Source organism: Dietzia sp. B32, assembly GCF_024732245.1.
Classification (GTDB): domain Bacteria; phylum Actinomycetota; class Actinomycetes; order Mycobacteriales; family Mycobacteriaceae; genus Dietzia.
In genome coordinates, this window is sequence record NZ_CP093845.1 from 254557 (window position 1) to 272586 (window position 18030).

Sequence of the window (18030 nt, forward strand, 5' to 3'; positions counted from 1 at the left end):
GGTCCACAATGGACCCTGTGTCCGCCCCGGCGTCGCCGCCCGAGACACATGCGGTGACACCGGGAGGGATGACGAACCGACATTCGCACCACGAGTGGAGCTGACGTGACAGCAAGCATTGACAGTTTTGGCGCCAAGGGGACCCTTGAGGTCGGCGACGAAACCTACGACATCTACCGCCTCTCGGCGGTGCCGGGAGCCGAGAAGCTCCCTTACTCGCTCAAGGTTCTCACCGAGAACCTCCTGCGCACCGAGGACGGCAAGAACGTCACCAAGGCGCACATCGAGGCGCTGGCCAACTGGGATCCGAACGCCGAGCCCGATACCGAGATCCAGTTCACGCCCGCCCGCGTGATCATGCAGGACTTCACCGGTGTGCCGTGCATCGTCGACCTCGCCACCATGCGTGAGGCCGTCGAGAAGCTCGGCGGCGACCCGGACAAGGTCAACCCCCTCGCCCCCGCCGAGATGGTCATCGACCACTCGGTGATCATCGAGTCCTTCGGTCAGGCCAGCTCCTTCGACACGAACGTGGAGATCGAGTACGAGCGCAACGAGGAGCGGTACCAGTTCCTGCGCTGGGGCCAGGGCGCGTTCGACGACTTCAAGGTCGTCCCCCCGGGCACCGGCATCGTCCACCAGGTCAACATCGAGTACCTGGCGCGCACGGTGATGGTCCGCAACGGCCAGGCCTACCCCGACACCTGTGTCGGCACCGACTCGCACACCACCATGGAGAACGGTCTCGGCGTCCTCGGCTGGGGTGTCGGTGGTATCGAGGCGGAGGCCGCGATGCTCGGCCAGCCGATCTCCATGCTCATCCCCCGCGTCGTGGGCTTCAAGCTCACCGGTTCGATCAAGCCGGGCGTCACCGCGACCGACGTGGTGCTGACAATCACCGAGATGCTGCGCAAGCACGGCGTCGTCGGCAAGTTCGTCGAGTTCTACGGCGCCGGCGTCGCGGCCGTGCCGCTGGCCAACCGCGCCACCATCGGCAACATGAGCCCGGAGTTCGGCTCCACCTGTGCCATGTTCCCGATCGACGGCGAGACCATCGACTACCTGCGCCTGACCGGTCGCGACGAGGAGCAGCTCGCGCTCGTCGAGGCCTACGCCAAGGAGCAGGGCATGTGGCTCCACCCGGACTCCGAGGAGCCCGTCTTCTCCGAGTACCTCGAGCTGGACCTCGGGGACGTCGTGCCGTCGATCGCCGGTCCGAAGCGGCCCCAGGACCGCATCGAGCTCGCCGACTCCAAGAGCGCCTTCCGCAAGGACATCCACAACTACGTCGACACCGAGGCCAAGCCGCTCGGTGACACGGAGAAGGGTCGGATGCAGTCCGAGGGCGGCGCCCCGTCGGACAACGCCGACAAGGCCGTCCTGAGTCACGCCGAGGAGGGGGCGGTCCGCGCCGACGCCTCCACTCGTTCCGACGGCCGTCCGTCGAAGCCGGTCGAGGTCAAGGTCGGGGACACGGAGATGGTCCTGGACCACGGCATCGTGTCCATCGCGTCGATCACCTCGTGCACCAACACCTCCAACCCGTCGGTCATGATCGGCGCCGGGCTCGTCGCTCGCAAGGCGCACGAGAAGGGCCTCACCGCGAAGCCGTGGGTCAAGACCTCCATGGCCCCGGGCTCGCAGGTCGTCACCGAGTACTACGAGCGGGCGGGCCTCTGGCCGGACCTGGAGGCTCTCGGCTTCCACCTCGTCGGCTACGGCTGCACCACCTGCATCGGCAACTCCGGCCCGCTGCCGGAGGAGATCTCCGCCGCGATCCAGGAGAACGACCTCACCGCGACCGCCGTCCTGTCCGGCAACCGCAACTTCGAAGGTCGTATTAACCAGGACGTCAAGATGAACTACCTGGCGTCCCCGCCGCTGGTCATCGCGTACGCGATCGCCGGCTCGATGGACTTCGACTTCGAGAACGACTCCCTGGGCAAGGACAAGGAGGGCAACGACGTCTTCCTCAAGGACATCTGGCCCACCTCCGAGGAGATCGAGGAGACCATCAAGGCCTCCATCTCGTCCAAGGAGTACAAGTCCAAGTACGCCGACGTGTTCGCCGGTGACGAGCGCTGGCGCGGGCTCAGCACCCCGGACGGCAAGACCTTCGAGTGGGACGAGAAGTCGACCTACGTCCGCAAGGCCCCGTACTTCGACGGTATGGAGATGGAGCCGGAGCCGGTCACCGACATCAAGGGTGCGCGGGTCCTGGCCAAGCTCGGCGACTCGGTCACGACCGACCACATCTCGCCGGCGTCGACCATCAAGCCGGGTACCCCGGCGGCGCAGTACCTCGACGCCAACGGGGTGGAGCGCAAGGACTACAACTCCTTCGGCTCCCGCCGCGGCAACCACGAGGTCATGATCCGCGGTACCTTCGCCAACATCCGCCTGCAGAACCAGCTGCTGGACGGCGTGACGGGTGGCTACACCCGTGACTTCACCCAGGAGGGGTCGCCGCAGGCGTTCATCTACGACGCCGCGCAGAACTACGCCGAGCAGAACACCCCGCTCGTCGTGCTCGGCGGCAAGGAGTACGGCACCGGTTCCTCGCGTGACTGGGCCGCCAAGGGCACCCGCCTGCTGGGCGTGCGCGCCGTGATCACGGAGTCGTTCGAGCGCATCCACCGCTCCAACCTCATCGGAATGGGCGTCATCCCGCTGCAGTTCCCCGAGGGCGAGTCCCACGAGACCCTCGGTCTCGACGGCACCGAGACCTTCGACATCACCGGGATCGAGGAGCTGAACAACGGCTCCACGCCCAAGACTGTCAAGGTCACCGCCACCAAGGAGGACGGCCAGGTGGTCGAGTTCGACGCCAAGGTGCGCATCGACACCCCCGGCGAGGCGGACTACTACCGCAACGGCGGCATCCTGCAGTACGTCCTGCGGAACATGATCAAGGGCTGATCGGCCTCCCACATCGACGGCGGTGCGCGGTTTCCCCAGCTCAGGCGAGGAAACTGCGCACCGCCGCGGTGTATCCGAAGGAAAGTAGTGACATGCCCAGGGTCAGTCAGGACCACATGGACGCCCGGAGACACCAGATCCTGTCCGGCGCGCGCGAGTGCTTCGCGGAGTACGGGTTCGAGGGTGCCACCGTGCGTCGCCTGGAGGAGGCCACCGGGCTGAGCCGGGGCGCCATCTTCCACCACTTCGACGACAAGGACGCGCTCTTCCTCGCACTGGCCCACGACGACGCCGCGGCAATGGCCGCCACCGTGGCCGCGCAGGGTCTGGTGCAGGTGATGAGGGAGATCCTCGCCGACCCCCAGGAGTTCTCGTGGCTCGGTACGCGGCTCGAGATCGCCCGGCGGATCAGGACCGACCCGGAGTTCCGGGAGCGGTGGACGGACCGTCAGGCGGAGGTCGATGCCGCGGTCGTCGCGCGACTCCGGGAGCAGAAGGCCTCCGGACGGATGCGCACGGATATCCCCGCGGACGTGCTGCGTGTCTACCTCGACATCGTGCTCGACGGCCTCATCACACACCTGGCCACCGGGCGCGGCACCGAGCACGTGAGCGAGATGCTGGATCTCGTCGAGGCGTCCCTGCGGACCGGTCAGGGGTGACAATCCCCACCTGCGCGATCCCCCGGTGCGGGCGTACGTTGGTCGCATGTCCACACCTGACACGCAGATCCCGCAGCTCACCCTGAACGACGGTCGATCGATCCCCCAGGTCGGTTTCGGTACGTTCCAGGTCCCGCCCGCCGACACCGAGAAGGTCGTCACCGACGCGATCGAGGCCGGGTACCGCCACCTCGACACCGCCCAGATGTACGGCAACGAGGAGGGTGTCGGCCGGGCGGTCGCGGCGTCCGGCATCCCGCGCGACGAGTTCTGGATCACCACCAAGCTTAACAACACCTTCCACGAGCGCACCGCCGCACGTGAGGCCACCGAGCGCTCGCTCGAGGCGCTGGGCGGGCGCATCGACCTCTACCTCGTGCACTGGCCGCTGGCGATGCACGACGACGTCGCGACCGTGTGGGAGACGATGGAGGAGATCCGCGCCGACCTGGCCGTCGACTCGATCGGCGTCTCCAACTTCACCGCCGCCAACCTCGAACGGTTGGCGGAGGCGGGCCTGAGCACACCGACGGTCGACCAGATCGAGTCCAACCCGTACTTCGTCAACGACGACCTGCGCGCGGCGTGCGTCGAGCGGGGCATCGCGGTCGAGGCGTGGAGCCCGCTCGCCCAGGGTGCGGTCTTCGGTGATCCCCAGCTGCAGGCGCTCGCCGAGCAGGTCGGGAGGACTGTCTCCCAGGTTGTCCTGCGTTGGACCCTCCAGCGCGGCGACATCGTCTTCCCCAAGTCCTCCAACCCGGCCCGCATGCGCGAGAACCTCGAGGTCTTCGACTTCGACCTGTCGGACGAGCAGATGGCCTCGATCACGGCCCTGCACAACGGCACCCGCTCGGGCCCGGACCCGGACACCTTCGACTGGCGCGGCTGACCCCACCGCCTGACCCCACCGCCAGACCCCGTCGCCCAACCCCGTCGCGAAGACAGTTCCGCACACGTTCGCCGAGAGGCAGGTGTGCGGAACGCTCTTTTCGACGGCGCGACGGACCGCAAGCGCCCTAGAGTCGGTCCATGACCACCACCGCGGCCACGGGCGGGGAGCCCGCCACGGGCCGGACAGTGACCGACCGGTCCACCACCGCCCCGGTCCTCGCCTCGTACGCGGCGGGCAGCCTCGGCACCGGCGCGTTCGGCACCCTGCCCGGGTTGGTGCTGGCGTACTACCTCACCGACTCGATCGGGGTGGCGGCCGCCGTCGCGACGGTGCTCGTTCTGGTGCCCAAGGTCCTCGACGTCCTGGCCTACCCGCTCATCGGCGCGATCTCGGACCGGGCGTCCCACCGCAGCGGCTATCGCACGGGCCTGATGCTGTCCGGGGCGCTGGCCCTGCCGCTGCTGTTCGTGGCGACCTTCTCGGCGCCGACCGGCTGGAGCACGAGCGCGGCCGGGGTGTGGGTGATGGGGTTCTTCCTTCTGGCCTCGATCGCCTACTCGTGCTTCCAGGTGCCCTACCTCGCGTTGCCGGCCGAACTCACCGATGACGCCGCCGCCCGCGTGACGCTCCTGGCCTGGCGGGTGGCTGTGCTCGCCGCGGCGATCCTGCTCACCGGGGGCGGCGGGCCGGCACTGCGTGACGCGGCCGGTGGCGGCGCGACCGGATACGTGGCGATGGCCGTCGGTGTGGCCGCACTGATGCTGGTGGGCATGCTGTGGTCGACGTTCGTGGCGGGCTGCCGCACGATCATGCGGGCAGACGCCCCAGCCGGTGGGCTGGCCCACGAATACCGCGACGGGCTCGACGCGTTGCGGGTCACCCGCCCGTTCCGGCTGCTGGTCGCGGTGTTCTGCCTGCAGGCCGTGGCGACGGCCGTGATGCTCGCGGGCGGCCAGTACGTGGCGACGTACGTTCTGGGCGACGAGACCGCCCTGACCGGGCTGTTCCTGGCCCTGGTCGGCCCGGCGTTGCTGGTGATGCCCCTGTGGACCCGACTCGCGCGCGCCCGCGGGAAGGTGCCGGCGCTGGCCGCGGCCACGGCGCTGTTCACGGTCGCGACCCTGCTGCTCATCCCGGCCGGCTTCTCCCCAGGCGCCTGGGTTCACGTGCCCGTGGCAATGGCGGGTGTCGCGTACGCGGGAATGCAGGCTCTACCGATGTCGATGCTGCCCGACTGCACTGACCTAGACCGCATTTTGGGGGGACGACGACGAAGTGGCGCGATGAGCGGCCTGTGGACGGCGTCGGAGACCGGCTCGATGGCCCTGGGCCCGGTCGTCGTGCTCGCCCTGTTGGCGGTCGGGGGATTTCGCTCCGGCGGGGTGTCCGATCAACCCGGGACGGCGCAGTGGGCCATCGTCCTGGCGTTCTCACTGGTCCCCGCACTCCTCGCGGGCGCTAGCCTGCTGCTGATCCGGACGCTGGGCCGGTCCTATCCCCGATGGACGGAGCGATCATGACACCCGATCCCCTCTCCCTGGAGATCACCGACCGCGGGGAACACGCCCTGGCCCGCCTCGTCGCGATGCGGGCGCAGGACCCGCCGACCACCGGGGGCCGGGTCCTGTCGTACGTCTACGATTCCGGGCTCGCCGAACTCGACGAACTCGCGACCCGCGCCGCCCGGCTGGCTCACGGCGTGAACGGGCTCGATCCCACGGTGTTCTCCTCGGTCGCCCGGATCCACGGCGGCATAGTCGCCCGTGTGCGCGACATTCTCCGTGGGCGATCAACGGGCGAGGGTGGCGAGGGTGGCGACGCGCAAGGCGGGGACATCTACGGGAACGTCACGTCCGGTGGCACCGAGAGCTGCATACTCGCCTGCCTCGCCGCCCGCGAGGTCTCCGGTCGACAGCCGGGCGACGGTGGGACGATCGTCGCGCCGGTGACGGTGCACGCGGCGTTCCGCAAAGCCGCGCACCTGCTGGGCCTGAGGTTCGTCGGCGTCGAGGTCGATCCCGGGACGGGGCGGGTGACCGCCGCCGAGCTCCTCGCCGCGGTCGATGAGGACACGGTGCTGGTGGTGTGTTCGGCCCCCGCGTACCCGAACGGCGTGATCGACCCCGTGGCCGAGGTCGCCGCCGGACTGGAGGCCGGTCTCGATCCGCGGATCGGGCTGCACGTCGACGCCTGCCTCGGCGGCCTGGTGCTGCCGTTCTGGCCCGTGCCGGACCCCGCCGCGCCGAGTACTTCGGGGGCGAACCCGATGCCCCCGTGGGACCTGCGGGTCGGGCGGGTCACCAGCATCTCCGCGGACCTGCACAAATACGGCTTCGCCCCCAAGGGCACCTCGGTCCTGCTCACCCGGGGACGCGAGCGACACCGGGCGGCATGGTTCGCCACCGTCGACTGGCCGGGCTACCCGGTGGTCAACCCGACGCTCGCCGGGTCCAAGCCCCTCGAACCCGCGGCGGCGGCGTGGGCGGTGCTCGAGGCACTCGGCGACGACGGGCAACGGGAACTGGTCGCCCGGACCGCCCGCGCGACCGACCGGCTGGTCGCCGGACTGTCCGGGATCGAGGGGTTGCGGGTCCTCGACCGCGACTCCGGCCCACTGCTCGCGGTCGTCGCCGACGAGTCCGCAGGTACAGGCCGACGCGTCCACCCGCACCTCTGGGCGGATGCCTGCGCCCGGAGGGGCATCGCCGTCCAGGCGCAACCTGCCTACCGCCAGGAGCGGGGGACCTTGTCGTCGTCGTCTCATCTCACCATCACCCCGGTGACCGAACGGCTCGTCGAGGAGATCCTCCGCGTGGCGCGCGAGGCGGCCGATGAGGTCCGTGGACAGCCGGCGCCCGCTCCTCCCGCGGGGTTCGCCGACGTGCTCGACGCGCTGGACTCGGGCGCCCTCTCCCCTGCCGACCTGCTCGCCCTGCCGGAGGACGAGGTCCACGCGCTCGTGGGTGACCTTCGCGCCGCCGACGAGGCCGGGGCCGAGGGAGACGGTGGCGGAATGGCGCCGCTGCTCGCGGCGATAGAACGGCTGCCCGCTGACGTGGGCGCCCGCCTCGTCCGGGCCTACCTCGCAGCGGTGATGGAAGGCTGAAAGCGACACGCCCCCCGACCAGGAAGGTCGGGGGGCGTGATGTCGAGCGCTCGGATGCGTCAGACGAGGACCGCGATCGCGACATTGACGATGCCGAGGATGCCGGCGACGTTGGCGAGCGTCCGGGTGGTGCCCTGCGCCCGTGCTTCCTTGCGGACGCCGATGATCGCGATCACGAGGATCACAACGGCCACGAGGAGCTTGATGCCGATCTTCATGTGATTGACGTCGGCGTCCTGCATCTCGCGCAGCCCGACCAGCAGGATTCCGGTGACCACCTGGAGAATGGCTCCGTGGAGAATGCCCTTGGCCATGTACGGGGCCTTGATGGTGGCGAGCCAGCCGCCGATGATGCCGGCGAGGCCGATGAAGTGCAGGATCAGTACGATACTGAAGGCGATGTCCATGTCGCGATTGTCTCAGGTCAACGCGGCGACTCAGCACATAAGGGTTCCCTATGTGACTCTCGACTCGATCGGTGCAGACGCGGTGTGGGGCGCAACCTGAAGGATGTCGGCCGCTACTCGGTCTCGTCCCTGGAGTGCGGCAGGACGACGACCGGACAGCGCGAATGGGGCACGACGTGCTGGCTCACCGAGCCGAGCAGCATCGCCGCGAAACCACCTCGGCCGCGACTGCCCACCACCAGCAACCGGGCATCCCTGGACGCCGCGACCAGCGACTCCGCGGGATGTCCTCGAAGAACGGCCAGCTGGACACCGGAATCTGAACCCAGGGTGTCGTTCACCGCACCTTCGAGCATCGCGTGTGCCCCGGCCTCCAACTCGGAGGAGCTCTCCCACCCGGCCATCGCGTAGGGACCATAGACGGTCGGTAGGTCGTAGGCGGTGAGAGCTATCAACGGTGCGTTCACGGCGCGGGCGTACTCGGCCGCCCACCGCAGGGCGACCAGGGAGTCAGGGCCCCCGTCCACTCCCACGACGACTGGTCTGGTGTCCATGAGCATGCCTCCTCGGGCGAGATCGCCGACGGCGCTCCGGACTGTCGTGCACCGACGACACCTTCCACCGTAGCCCGGGTGGCCACACCTCGTGAGGAAGTCGCCAGAGCCGACCGATCAACCCGCTCACGCGAGTTCGACGGGAGCGTGCGCGAACGTCGCGTGCCCTCGCTTCGCTCGGTTACGCGAGTTCGACGGGAGCGTGCGCGAACGTCGCGTGCCCTCGCTTCGCTCGGTTACGCGAGTTCGACGATCTCCATGTATTCCTGGTTCCACAGGTCCTCCGTGCCGTCCGGCAGGATGATGACCCGCTCCGGCTCGAGCGCCTCGACAGCGCCCGGGTCGTGGGTGACCAGGACGACCGCACCCTCGTAGGTGCGTAGAGCGTCGAGCACCTGCTCTCGCGAGATCGGGTCGAGGTTGTTGGTGGGCTCGTCGAGCAGCAGCACGTTGGCGGCCGAGGACACCAGCCCGGCCAGCGCCAGACGCGTGCGCTCACCACCGGACAGCGTGCCGGCGGGCTGCTCGAGCTGCGGGCCGGTGAACATGAACGCCCCCAGCAGGCTGCGCAGCTCCTGCTCCCCCGCGTCCGGCGCGGCGTGGCGGATGTTCTCCCACACGCTGGCGTCCATGTCGAGAGTGTCGTGCTCCTGGGCGAAGTAGCCGACCTTGAGCCCGTGGCCGGAGACGACCCCGCCCTCGCCGTCGGTGCGCTCCACCCCGGCGAGCAGTTTGAGCAGAGTGGTCTTGCCGGCGCCGTTGTAACCCAGCACGACCACGCGGCTGCCCTTGTCGATCGCCAGGTCGACCCCGGCGAACACCTCGAGCGAGCCGTACATCTTGGTCAACCCCTTGGCGAACATCGGGGTCTTGCCACACGGCGCCGGCGTGGGGAACTTGATGTGCGCGACCTTGTCCGACACGCGCACCTCGTCGAGCTCGTTCATCATGGTCTCCGCGCGGCGGATCATCTGCTTGGCGGCGGCGGCCTTGGTGGCCTTGGCGCCCAGCTTGGCGGCCTGCATCTTCAGTGCGCCGGCCTTCTTCTCCGCGTTCGCGCGCTCACGGCGGCGGCGTGCCTCGTCGGTGGCGCGCGCGTCGAGGTACTTCTGCCACCCCATGTTGTAGGCGTCGATCTCCCCGCGCACGGCGTCGAGGAACCACACCTTGTTCACTACGGCCTCGAGCAGCTCGACATCGTGGGAGATGATGATCAGGCCGCCCTCGTGCTTCTCCAGGAACTGGCGCAGCCAGGTGATGGAGTCGGCGTCGAGGTGGTTGGTGGGCTCGTCGAGCAGGAGCATGGTCTGCGACTTGCCGGCCCCGTCGGAGGCGGCGAACAGGATCCGCGCCAGCTCCACGCGCCGACGCTGCCCGCCGGACAGGGTGCCCAGATGCTGGGTGAGGATCCGGTCCTCGAGCCCGAGGCTCGCGCAGATCCGCGCCGCTTCGCTCTCGGCCTCGTACCCGCCGCGGGCGGAGAACTCGTCCTCGAGCCGGCCGTACCGGCGCACGGCCTTGTCCATGGCCTTGTCGTCCGGGGCGTCGACCATCTGCTCCTGGGCGGCGGTCATGTCGGCCATGATCACGTCCAGTCCGCGGGCCGAGAGGACCCGGCTGCGCGCGAGCTGGTCCATGTTGCCCTCACGGGGGTCCTGCGGCAGATAACCCAGGTCCCCTGTCCGGATGACCTTCCCGGCGTAGGGCTCACCTTCGCCGGCGAGGATCCTCATCGTCGTCGTCTTACCCGCGCCGTTCCGTCCCACCAGGCCGATCCGGTCGCCGGGCTGGACCCGCAGCGAGGACCCGTCCATGTGGAGCAGGGTGCGCACGCCGGCGCGCACCTCGAGGTCGTCGATGGTGATCACGTGCGCGGGTACCTCGCTGTAGCGTTCGGGGACAGTCTCGACCACCCTCGCGGGATTCGGGCCGACCTGCCACTCTACCTGCGGCGAATGACCTCCGGCGAGTTCGGTGACGTGGGTCTCCGTGTGACTCGGAACCCCACGGGCAGTCGCGTCACCCGCGGACGCCCGTCCGGTTGATGCGGCCCCACCCGGCTGTGGGAAGGGCCCGGAGTGCTCTCCCGGCCGTCGGCGCACCCGGCAGCGGGACCAGGCGGGCATTGGGGCAGCGCGACACCGCCGGGTTGTGCTGCCTCCTCGTCCTACGCTGCTGCTGTGGTCCATTCTCCCAGCGCGACCGGGCATTGCGTGGGCATACCCCCAGCGTAAGTCAACGAGGCAGCACACCTGGAGGCAGCCGCGCTGCCGGAATGCCCACCCGGCCTCGAGCGCCCGGCGCGGATGACCGGGCAGCCCCGGCCAAGTGCGCCCTGAGCCGCCGGGCCGGTCAGCCGCCGCTGCGCCCGAACAGGTTCTGCACGCTGCGGCCGATCGGCCCGTGGTCGTCCGAGAGCAGCGTGTCGGTGAGCACCCCGTGCCCGGGGCCGCCGATCGTCTCGGTGTCCAGGCGCACCCAGCCGGGCGCGGGCTCGCGGTGCAGCGAGACCACGAGATCGCAGTTGATCGTGGGATGGCTCACCGGATCGGTGGCGAGGGAGACGCCGCTCGCGGAGTCGGCCACCACCACGGTGTGCTGCCAGCCCGTCATGCGCTCGCCGGAGACCAGATCGACCCGCGACCGACCCCACGCCCGGGCCGGGCCCAGCTCGTCCCCGCCGCCGGATTCGTAGGAGAAGTCGACCACCGAGAGGTAACCCCCTCCGTGGGCGAAGCTCATCATGGGATCGCGCTCGCGCGCCACGGGCACCGGCGGCGCCGCGTGATCGCCGACCACGGGGTAGTCCGCCGGAGTACGCCGCATCCGCCAGCCGCGCGCCACCAGGGTGGGCCGGCCGTCCACGGATGCGGTGGCTTCGAGCAGCTCCACGCTGCGGCCGGGGCGGACCGTGCGGATCTCGATGTCCAGGGGCGCGACGGGCACGGGTCCCAGCACGTCCACGGACACCCGCGCCAACCGCACGTCCTCCCCGGAGTCGACGCGCTCCATGGCCCGGACCAGCAGCGCGCTCGGCGGGCCGGCGTGCTGGGCCTCGGCGGACCACGGCCCCGCGGTGAGCGTCGTGGCCTCGAAACGGGTCTCGTCGAGCTGCTGGTAGAACGCGTCGGACATGGGTCCCCTCTGCCTCGGGCGGTAGTGTCGATCCTGATGAATGCTACGGGTGGCGGACTCTACGACGTCGCAGTCGTCGGGCTCGGGCCCGCCGGCCGCGCGCTCGCCTCCCGCTGTGCCGCAACCGGTCTCACCGTGCTCGCGCTCGACCCGGACCCGGCTGCGCCGTGGCGCCAGACGTTGTCGGTGTGGGCCGACCAGATCCCTCCGTGGCTCCGGCACGAGGCGTGCGGGGTGGACGTGCTCGCGCACACCGTGCCGGACGCGGCCCTGTACGCGCCCGACAGGGCCCTGTTGCACCGTGAGTACGCCGTGCTGGACAACGAGGCACTGCGCCGCGCGCTGCCGCTCGGTCCCGGGGTGACCGTCGAACACGCGGAGGTCGACGACGATGCGGTGCGTGCCCTGACCGCCCGCGCGCACCGGGTGGTGGACTGCCGCGGCGCCGGGGGCCGGCGGAACCGGGGCCCCCTGCAGACGGCCTACGGGATCGTCGTGGACGCGGCGGACGCGGTGCCGGCGCTGGGCGGGGAGAACGCCCTGTTCATGGACTGGCGGACCGACTACGTCCGCGACCGGGACGACGACGACGACGAGGCCGGCCCCAGCTTCCTGTACGCGATCCCCGTGGGGCCGGACCGGGTCCTTCTGGAGGAGACGTGTCTGGCGGGACTGCCCGCTCCGGATCCCGCCGTCCTGGCGAGCCGGCTCCGCTCGAGACTGGCGGGCCGGGGGGTGGCCGCCGAGGCGATCGCGTCGCCGCTGTCCGTCGAGCGGGTTCGGATCCCGCTCCTGCCGCGCCCCGGGGTGCCGGAGGACCCGCTGGTCGAGGCGTTCGGCACCGCCGGGGGACACGGGCACGCGGCGACGGGGTACTCGGTGGCAGCGATGCTCGCGGCCGTGCCGGGGGCGGTGCACGCGATCGAGGCGGGGTACCCGTTGCCCGCTCCGCGGTCGCCGCTGAGCACGGCCCTCCACGGCGTGGGACTGCGTGCTCTGCTGCGGGCCGATGACCGGACGCTCCGGGCGCTGTTCAACGCCTTCGGCAGGCTCGACGGTCGCCGTCAGCGCTGGTTCCTCGACGCCGCGAGCCCGTCTTACCAGGTGGCCGCCGCGATGTGGGGCATGTGGGTCTCCATGCCCGCGCGCGCCAAGGCCGGGATGGTCGCGGCGGTGCTGCGTCCGTCGGCGCGCTCGTCGGTGGGTGCGCCGGCGACCACGTCAGGCGACGCGCGGACGGTACCCGTCGAAGGACAGTGACAGACCTGCCGGCCGGCGCGTCACGCGGAACATCGACGACAGCGCCACGGCCGCGACGGCCACGGCCACTAGTTCAAAGGTCTCCTCGGTGTACATGAGGACGAGATAGGGCGTCGACATGCCGGCGTCCGCGCGGTGGACGAGACCGGTCAGGCTCTCGATGACGATCGCGCCGGTCAGGAAGACCACGGCCGAGAGGATCAGTGCGAGAACCACCCGACGCTTCAGCGCCAACACGAGGCGGATCAGCAGCGCTCCGACGACCAGCGCGATGATCGCGCCGGGGATCACCCAGTTGTAGAAGGTGTCGAACGGCAGGTACGGGGCCATCCTGTCCCCCACCACGAACAATCGCTCGTGCAGGGCGGAGGCCTCGTCCACCGAGGCGGTGACGCCGACCGCGGCGAAGAGCCACCACGACTTCCGGAACCTGTTGGCGGTGAGAGCGGCGAGGGCGGCGAAGATACCGACGAGGAGCCAGATCGTCGAGGCGAACCACACCGCGATGTTGCCCTCGGCGCCGATGTCGAAGGCCGTCCACAGGAGGTTCCAGGTGTGCCAGGGCTGGTCGCTGCCCGTGCGGTGGACCATGAGGAGCAATAGGCCGGACAGCGGCGCGAGCAGGATCGACGGGGGCAGGACCACCCACGCGGTCGCCTTGGTGAGGCGGGCTCCGGTCTCGGTCCCGACTTCGGTTCCCGGAAGATCAGAGGGGCGGGACATGTGTCCAGCGTAAACGGCCGGTGAACGGAACAGCCGCAGGTCGTCTGGCCCCCGGCCGGAAGAACGACCCGGACACGAAGAGCGCCCGCCCCCTCTCGAGGGGGCGGGCGCTCTGTCGCGTGACCGGGGCGCGGCTACACCGTGAAGCCGATGGCGCGGAGCTGCTCGCGGCCGTCGTCGGTGATCATCTGCGGACCCCACGGCGGCATCCAGACCCAGTTGAGCTCGAGATCGTTGACGAGGTCGGCTCCGATCGTCGCGCTGCGGGCCTGGTCCTCGATGACGTCGGTGAGGGGGCAGGCGGCGGAGGTCAGCGTCATGTCGACGCGGGCGATCGTCGAGCCCTCGGTCTCGCCCGGGCGAACCCAGATGTCGTAGACCAGTCCGAGGTCGACCACGTTGATCCCGAGCTCGGGGTCGACCACGTCGCGCATGGCCTCCTCGAGATCGGCGACCAGGGCCAGGTCCTCCTCGGACTGCTCCGGCCGGTTGGGGTCGGGGCGGAACTCGCCGTTGTAGACGGTGCCCGCCGGTGTGGCGTTCTCCTCCGTCGACGCGGACTCGTCGACCGACGGATCGTTGGCAGGGGTCATCTGCTCGGTCATGTCACTCACTCCTGATGGTGTTCGGTCTGTCGGCCGAGGGCGTCCTTGAACGCCATCCAGCCCAGCAGCGCGCACTTGACGCGCGCGGGGTATCGGGACACCCCGGCCAGGGCCACGGCGTCGTCGAGTAGCTCCTCGTCCCCGGCGTCCTGCCCGCGGGAGGAGATCATCGCCTGGAAGGCGTCGAGCACCTCCAGTGACTCCGTCACCGGGCGGCCGACCAGGAGGTCGGCCATCATCGACGTGGAGGCCTGACTGATCGAGCAACCCTGGGCGTCGTAGGACACGTCCTCCACGGTGGCGAGGTCGTCGGACAACCGCAACCGCAGTGTCAGCTCGTCGCCACAGGTGGGATTGACGTGGTGCACCTCGGCGCCGAAGGGCTCCCGCAGCCCGCTGTGCTGCGGACGGCGGTAGTGGTCGAGGATGACCTCCTGGTACATCTGCTCGAGCTTCACGTGAGCGCCCCTTCCACTCCGAAGAACTGCTGGGCCCGGCGCAGGGACCTCGCGAGAGCCTCGACCTCGTCGAGGGTGTTGTACAGCGCGAACGAGGCCCGCACCGTGGACTGCACGCCGAGGCGGCGGTGCAGCGGCCACGCGCAGTGGTGGCCCACACGGACGGCCACGCCGTCATCGTCGAGCACCTGGCTCACGTCGTGGGCGTGGATACCGTCCACGACGAAGGAAACGGCGCCGCCCCGGGAGACCATGTCCGTCGGCCCGACGATCCGGATGCCCGGGATCTGACCGAGCGCGTCGAGCGCGGCCACGGTCAGCGACTCCTCGTGGCGCGCGATGGTCTCCATCCCGATCGCCTCGAGGTAGCGCACGGCGGCCGCGAGACCGACAGCCTGGGACACCATGGGCACGCCGGCCTCGAAACGCTGGGGCGGCTCGGCGAAGGTCGACTCCTCCATGGTCACCGTGGAGATCATCGACCCGCCGGTGAGGACGGGAGGCATGGCCCGGAGGAGCTCGCGCCGGCCGTAGAGGACGCCGATGCCCGTGGGGCCGAGCATCTTGTGGCCGGAGAACGCCGCGAAGTCGACGCCGAGGGCGTGGAAGTCCACTGCCATGTGCGGCACCGACTGGCAGGCGTCCAGCACGACGAGCGCGCCGACGGACCTGGCCGTCTCCACCACGCGGGCGACATCCGTCACCGCGCCGGTGACGTTGGACTGATGGGTCACGGCGATGACCTTGACCGCGTCGGTGATCTCGAGCGAGTCCAGATCGATGCGACCGTCGTCGGTCACCCCGTACCAGCGCAACGTGGCACCGGTCCGTCGGCACAGCTCCTGCCACGGCACCAGGTTCGCGTGGTGCTCGAGCTCGCTGATGACGATCTCGTCCCCGGGGCCCACCGCGTACTCGCCGAAGCGCTGGTCGCCCAGGGCGAAGGCCACGAGGTTGAGCGCCTCGGTGGCGTTCTTGGTGAAGACCAGCTCGTCGACGTGGGCACCCACGAACCGCGCGATGTCCGCGCGGGCGCCCTCATAGGCGTCCGTCGCCTCCTCGGCGAGCTGGTGCGCGCCGCGGTGGACGGCCGCATTGGAGTGCAGCAGGAAGTCCCGCTCCGCGTCCAATACCTGCAGCGGGCGCTGCGAGGTCGCCCCGGAGTCGAGGTAGACCAGGGGCTTTCCGTCACGGACCGTCCGCTGCAGGATCGGGAAATCCGAGCGCACGGCGGTGAGATCGAGGGTCGAGGTCATGTTCTCCCAGCTGTCCGGTCAGGCGTTCGCCGGCGTCAGGTACGACTCGTACCCGTTCGCCTCGAGCTCGTTGGCCAGTTCGGCGCCACCGGAGGCGGCGACGCGGCCGTCGACGAACACGTGGACCCTGTCGGGGGTGATGTACTTGAGGATGCGGGTGTAGTGCGTGATGAGCAGGATGCCGCCGTTCTCCTCCGCCTTGTAGCGGTTGACACCCTCGGACACCACGCGCAGGGCGTCCACGTCGAGGCCGGAGTCGGTCTCGTCGAGCACGGCGATCTTCGGCTTGAGCAGGTCGAGCTGCAGGATCTCGTGGCGCTTCTTCTCACCGCCGGAGAATCCCTCGTTCACACTGCGCTCGGAGAAGGCCGGGTCGAAGTCGAGGTCGGACATGGCCTCCTTGACCTCCTTCACCCAGTGGCGGAGCTTGGGGGCCTCACCGCGGACGGCGGTGGCGGCGGAACGCAGGAAGTTCGCCGTGGAGACCCCGGGGATCTCGGTGGGGTACTGCATGGCCAGGAACAGGCCCGCGCGGGCCCGCTCGTCGACCTCCATCGACAGGACGTCCTCCCCGTCGAGAGTCACGGTGCCACCGGTGACCTCGTACTTGGGGTGACCGGCGATGACGTACGCGAGGGTGGACTTGCCGGAGCCGTTGGGCCCCATGATGGCGTGGGTCTGGCCCGACTCGATGGTCAGGTCGACGCCCTTGAGGATCTCGACGGTCTCGGGTGAGTCCTCGGTCGCTGCGACGCGGGCCGTGAGGCCCTTGATCTCGAGAGTGGTCATGGGAGTTGCTCGCAATCTGTGTATGAGGTCGTGGGGGAAGTTCTGGGCGGGCTCGTCAGATGCCGGAGGACTCCAGCTCCAGTTCGACGGCCTCGGTGATCCGCTCGCGCACCTCCGGCACGCCGATACGGTTGATCACCTCGCCGAAGAACCCGCGGATCACGAGACGCCGCGCGACGTCCTCGGGAATGCCCCGCGACATGAGGTAGAAGAGCTGCTCGTCGTCGAACCGCCCGACGGCGCTGGCGTGGCCGGCCCCGGCGATCTCGCCCGTCTCGATCTCGAGGTTCGGCACCGAATCGGCGCGGGCGCCGTCGGTCAGCACGAGGTTGCGGTTCATCTCGTAGGTGTCGGTTCCCACGGCGGCCGCGCGGATGAGCACGTCACCGATCCAGACGGTGTGGGCCTCCGGCAGCTTCGACTTGGCGTCGCCCTGCAGCGCACCCTTGTAGAGGATGCGCGAGGTGCAGTTGGGCTCCGAGTGGTCCACGAGCAGACGGTGCTCGAGGTGCTGCCCGTCGTCGGCGTAGTACAGGCCGTTGAGGGTGACCGTGCCGCCGGGAGCGGTGAACCGTGCGAACGGGGAGACACGCACGAGCTCGCCACCGAACGTCACCGTCGTGTAGGTCAGTGTCGCGTCGCGGCCGACCTGCAGATGGTGACCCGCGAGGTGCAGGGCGTCGTCGTCCCAGTCCTGGATGAGGACGACCTCGAGGTGGGCGGAGTCGCCGACGATGAACTCGACGTTCTCGGCGATCGTCCCGCCGCCGCGCTGGTCCACGACGAACGTCGCATTGGCGAACGCCTCGAGGCGGATCTGGGTGTGGCCGTAGGCCAGTTCGCCCTCGCCCGGGCCGTCGACGGTGACGTAGACGGGCTCGTCGATCACGGTCTCCTTGGCGACCGTGATGACGGTGGCCTCGGCGGCGGAGCTGAACGCCTGCGCGGCGACGCGGTCGCGGGGGGCCCCGGCCTCGCCGACGCGCTTGTCGTCCATGGCGACCGTCTCGACGGTCAGACCGTCGTGCTCGGCGACGGACGCCAGCAGGCGACCGGTCGCGGTGATGTTGGAGCCGTCGTGGATACCGCGCAGACGACGCAGCGGGGTGAAGCGCCAGATCTCGTCCTTGTGGCTGGGTACCTCGAAGGCGCCCACGTCGAACGACGCGAACTGGTCGCCCTTGGTGGCGTCGACGGGGACGCCGTAGCGGTCCGTCAGGGGTGCCGGGGTGGACCCGGTCTCGGGGGTGGTGGTGTCGGTCAT

At 69.9% G+C, this 18030-nt stretch carries 16 protein-coding genes; 6 read left to right on the forward strand and 10 right to left on the reverse strand.

All coding sequences use genetic code 11. The features are described from left to right. Window positions 1-105 precede the first annotated feature (105 nt). The 5 genes from L8M95_RS01240 (at window position 106) to L8M95_RS01260 (ending at window position 7579) form a co-directional block, all read left to right on the forward strand. Complete coding sequence (locus L8M95_RS01240) at window positions 106-2919, forward strand: aconitate hydratase (RefSeq protein ID WP_260487540.1); 2814 nt, start codon at window positions 106-108, stop codon at window positions 2917-2919. A 92-nt stretch (window positions 2920-3011) separates the two neighbouring features. Then, window positions 3012-3581: a TetR/AcrR family transcriptional regulator gene (locus L8M95_RS01245; RefSeq protein ID WP_067714355.1), complete on the forward strand. Its 570-nt coding sequence runs from the start codon at window positions 3012-3014 to the stop codon at window positions 3579-3581. Between the two features lie 46 nt (window positions 3582-3627). After that, window positions 3628-4470 (forward strand): aldo/keto reductase, encoded by an 843-nt coding sequence (locus L8M95_RS01250; protein ID WP_260487541.1) that lies wholly within the window; start codon window positions 3628-3630, stop codon window positions 4468-4470. Between the two features lie 140 nt (window positions 4471-4610). After that, entirely contained in the window at window positions 4611-5993 is a 1383-nt protein-coding gene (locus tag L8M95_RS01255; RefSeq protein ID WP_260487542.1) for an MFS transporter, read from the forward strand. Next, window positions 5990-7579, forward strand: a complete 1590-nt coding sequence (locus L8M95_RS01260) for a pyridoxal-dependent decarboxylase (protein WP_260487543.1) — start codon at window positions 5990-5992, stop codon at window positions 7577-7579. The genes L8M95_RS01255 and L8M95_RS01260 overlap by 4 nt, the downstream gene beginning before the upstream one ends. Window positions 7580-7638: 59 nt before the next feature. Here the strand turns inward: L8M95_RS01260 and L8M95_RS01265 are convergent, their stop codons facing one another. The 4 genes from L8M95_RS01265 to L8M95_RS01280 all read right to left on the reverse strand — a co-directional run bounded on the left by L8M95_RS01265 (window position 7639) and on the right by L8M95_RS01280 (window position 11675). Then, window positions 7639-7986, reverse strand: coding sequence for a hypothetical protein (locus L8M95_RS01265; RefSeq protein ID WP_260487544.1), 348 nt, complete (start codon window positions 7984-7986; stop codon window positions 7639-7641). A 113-nt stretch (window positions 7987-8099) separates the two neighbouring features. Then, window positions 8100-8540 (reverse strand): universal stress protein, encoded by a 441-nt coding sequence (locus L8M95_RS01270; RefSeq protein ID WP_260487545.1) that lies wholly within the window; start codon window positions 8538-8540, stop codon window positions 8100-8102. 236 nt (window positions 8541-8776) lie between these two features. Next, the gene (locus L8M95_RS01275; RefSeq protein ID WP_260489118.1) at window positions 8777-10408 is read right to left on the reverse strand and encodes an ABC-F family ATP-binding cassette domain-containing protein; all 1632 of its coding nucleotides are present in this window, start codon (window positions 10406-10408) and stop codon (window positions 8777-8779) included. A 484-nt stretch (window positions 10409-10892) separates the two neighbouring features. Beyond that, a complete protein-coding gene (locus L8M95_RS01280; RefSeq protein WP_260487546.1) occupies window positions 10893-11675 on the reverse strand; it encodes a thioesterase family protein in 783 nt (260 codons plus the stop codon). Window positions 11676-11711: 36 nt separating this feature from the next. On the opposite strand from L8M95_RS01280, the gene L8M95_RS01285 reads away from it, so the two are divergent. Beyond that, window positions 11712-12935, forward strand: coding sequence for a lycopene cyclase family protein (locus tag L8M95_RS01285; protein WP_260487547.1), 1224 nt, complete (start codon window positions 11712-11714; stop codon window positions 12933-12935). On the opposite strand, the gene L8M95_RS01290 is transcribed toward L8M95_RS01285, so the two are convergent. The 6 genes from L8M95_RS01290 to sufD form a co-directional block, all read right to left on the reverse strand. After that, complete coding sequence (locus L8M95_RS01290) at window positions 12897-13658, reverse strand: hypothetical protein (RefSeq protein ID WP_260487548.1); 762 nt, start codon at window positions 13656-13658, stop codon at window positions 12897-12899. The two genes, L8M95_RS01285 and L8M95_RS01290, sit on opposite strands and share 39 nt — an antisense overlap. Window positions 13659-13792: 134 nt before the next feature. Further along, entirely contained in the window at window positions 13793-14251 is a 459-nt protein-coding gene (locus L8M95_RS01295; RefSeq protein WP_371517556.1) for a metal-sulfur cluster assembly factor, read from the reverse strand. A 17-nt stretch (window positions 14252-14268) separates the two neighbouring features. Next, window positions 14269-14721 (reverse strand): Fe-S cluster assembly sulfur transfer protein SufU, encoded by a 453-nt coding sequence (sufU, locus tag L8M95_RS01300; protein WP_260487549.1) that lies wholly within the window; start codon window positions 14719-14721, stop codon window positions 14269-14271. Beyond that, window positions 14718-15977: a cysteine desulfurase gene (locus L8M95_RS01305; protein ID WP_260487550.1), complete on the reverse strand. Its 1260-nt coding sequence runs from the start codon at window positions 15975-15977 to the stop codon at window positions 14718-14720. Before L8M95_RS01305 ends, sufU begins: the two co-directional genes overlap by 4 nt. Window positions 15978-15995: 18 nt before the next feature. Continuing rightward, a complete protein-coding gene (sufC, locus tag L8M95_RS01310; RefSeq protein ID WP_260487551.1) occupies window positions 15996-16766 on the reverse strand; it encodes a Fe-S cluster assembly ATPase SufC in 771 nt (256 codons plus the stop codon). Window positions 16767-16821: 55 nt separating this feature from the next. Then, window positions 16822-18030, reverse strand: a complete 1209-nt coding sequence (gene sufD / locus L8M95_RS01315) for a Fe-S cluster assembly protein SufD (RefSeq protein ID WP_260487552.1) — start codon at window positions 18028-18030, stop codon at window positions 16822-16824.

Bases quoted from the DNA above. Each gene is read 5' to 3' on its own strand.
- L8M95_RS01285 (WP_260487547.1), top strand. From the start codon at position 11,712: ATGAATGCTACGGGTGGCGGACTCTACGACGTCGCAGTCGTCGGGCTC.
- sufD (WP_260487552.1), bottom strand. From the start codon at position 18,030: ATGACCGACACCACCACCCCCGAGACCGGGTCCACCCCGGCACCCCTG.
- L8M95_RS01260 (WP_260487543.1), top strand. From the start codon at position 5,990: ATGACACCCGATCCCCTCTCCCTGGAGATCACCGACCGCGGGGAACAC.
- sufC (WP_260487551.1), bottom strand. From the start codon at position 16,766: ATGACCACTCTCGAGATCAAGGGCCTCACGGCCCGCGTCGCAGCGACC.
- L8M95_RS01270 (WP_260487545.1), bottom strand. From the start codon at position 8,540: ATGGACACCAGACCAGTCGTCGTGGGAGTGGACGGGGGCCCTGACTCC.
- L8M95_RS01265 (WP_260487544.1), bottom strand. From the start codon at position 7,986: ATGGACATCGCCTTCAGTATCGTACTGATCCTGCACTTCATCGGCCTC.
- L8M95_RS01295 (WP_371517556.1), bottom strand. From the start codon at position 14,251: ATGACCCCTGCCAACGATCCGTCGGTCGACGAGTCCGCGTCGACGGAG.
- L8M95_RS01280 (WP_260487546.1), bottom strand. From the start codon at position 11,675: ATGTCCGACGCGTTCTACCAGCAGCTCGACGAGACCCGTTTCGAGGCC.
- L8M95_RS01305 (WP_260487550.1), bottom strand. From the start codon at position 15,977: ATGACCTCGACCCTCGATCTCACCGCCGTGCGCTCGGATTTCCCGATC.
- L8M95_RS01245 (WP_067714355.1), top strand. From the start codon at position 3,012: ATGCCCAGGGTCAGTCAGGACCACATGGACGCCCGGAGACACCAGATC.
- L8M95_RS01250 (WP_260487541.1), top strand. From the start codon at position 3,628: ATGTCCACACCTGACACGCAGATCCCGCAGCTCACCCTGAACGACGGT.
- L8M95_RS01255 (WP_260487542.1), top strand. From the start codon at position 4,611: ATGACCACCACCGCGGCCACGGGCGGGGAGCCCGCCACGGGCCGGACA.
- L8M95_RS01290 (WP_260487548.1), bottom strand. From the start codon at position 13,658: ATGTCCCGCCCCTCTGATCTTCCGGGAACCGAAGTCGGGACCGAGACC.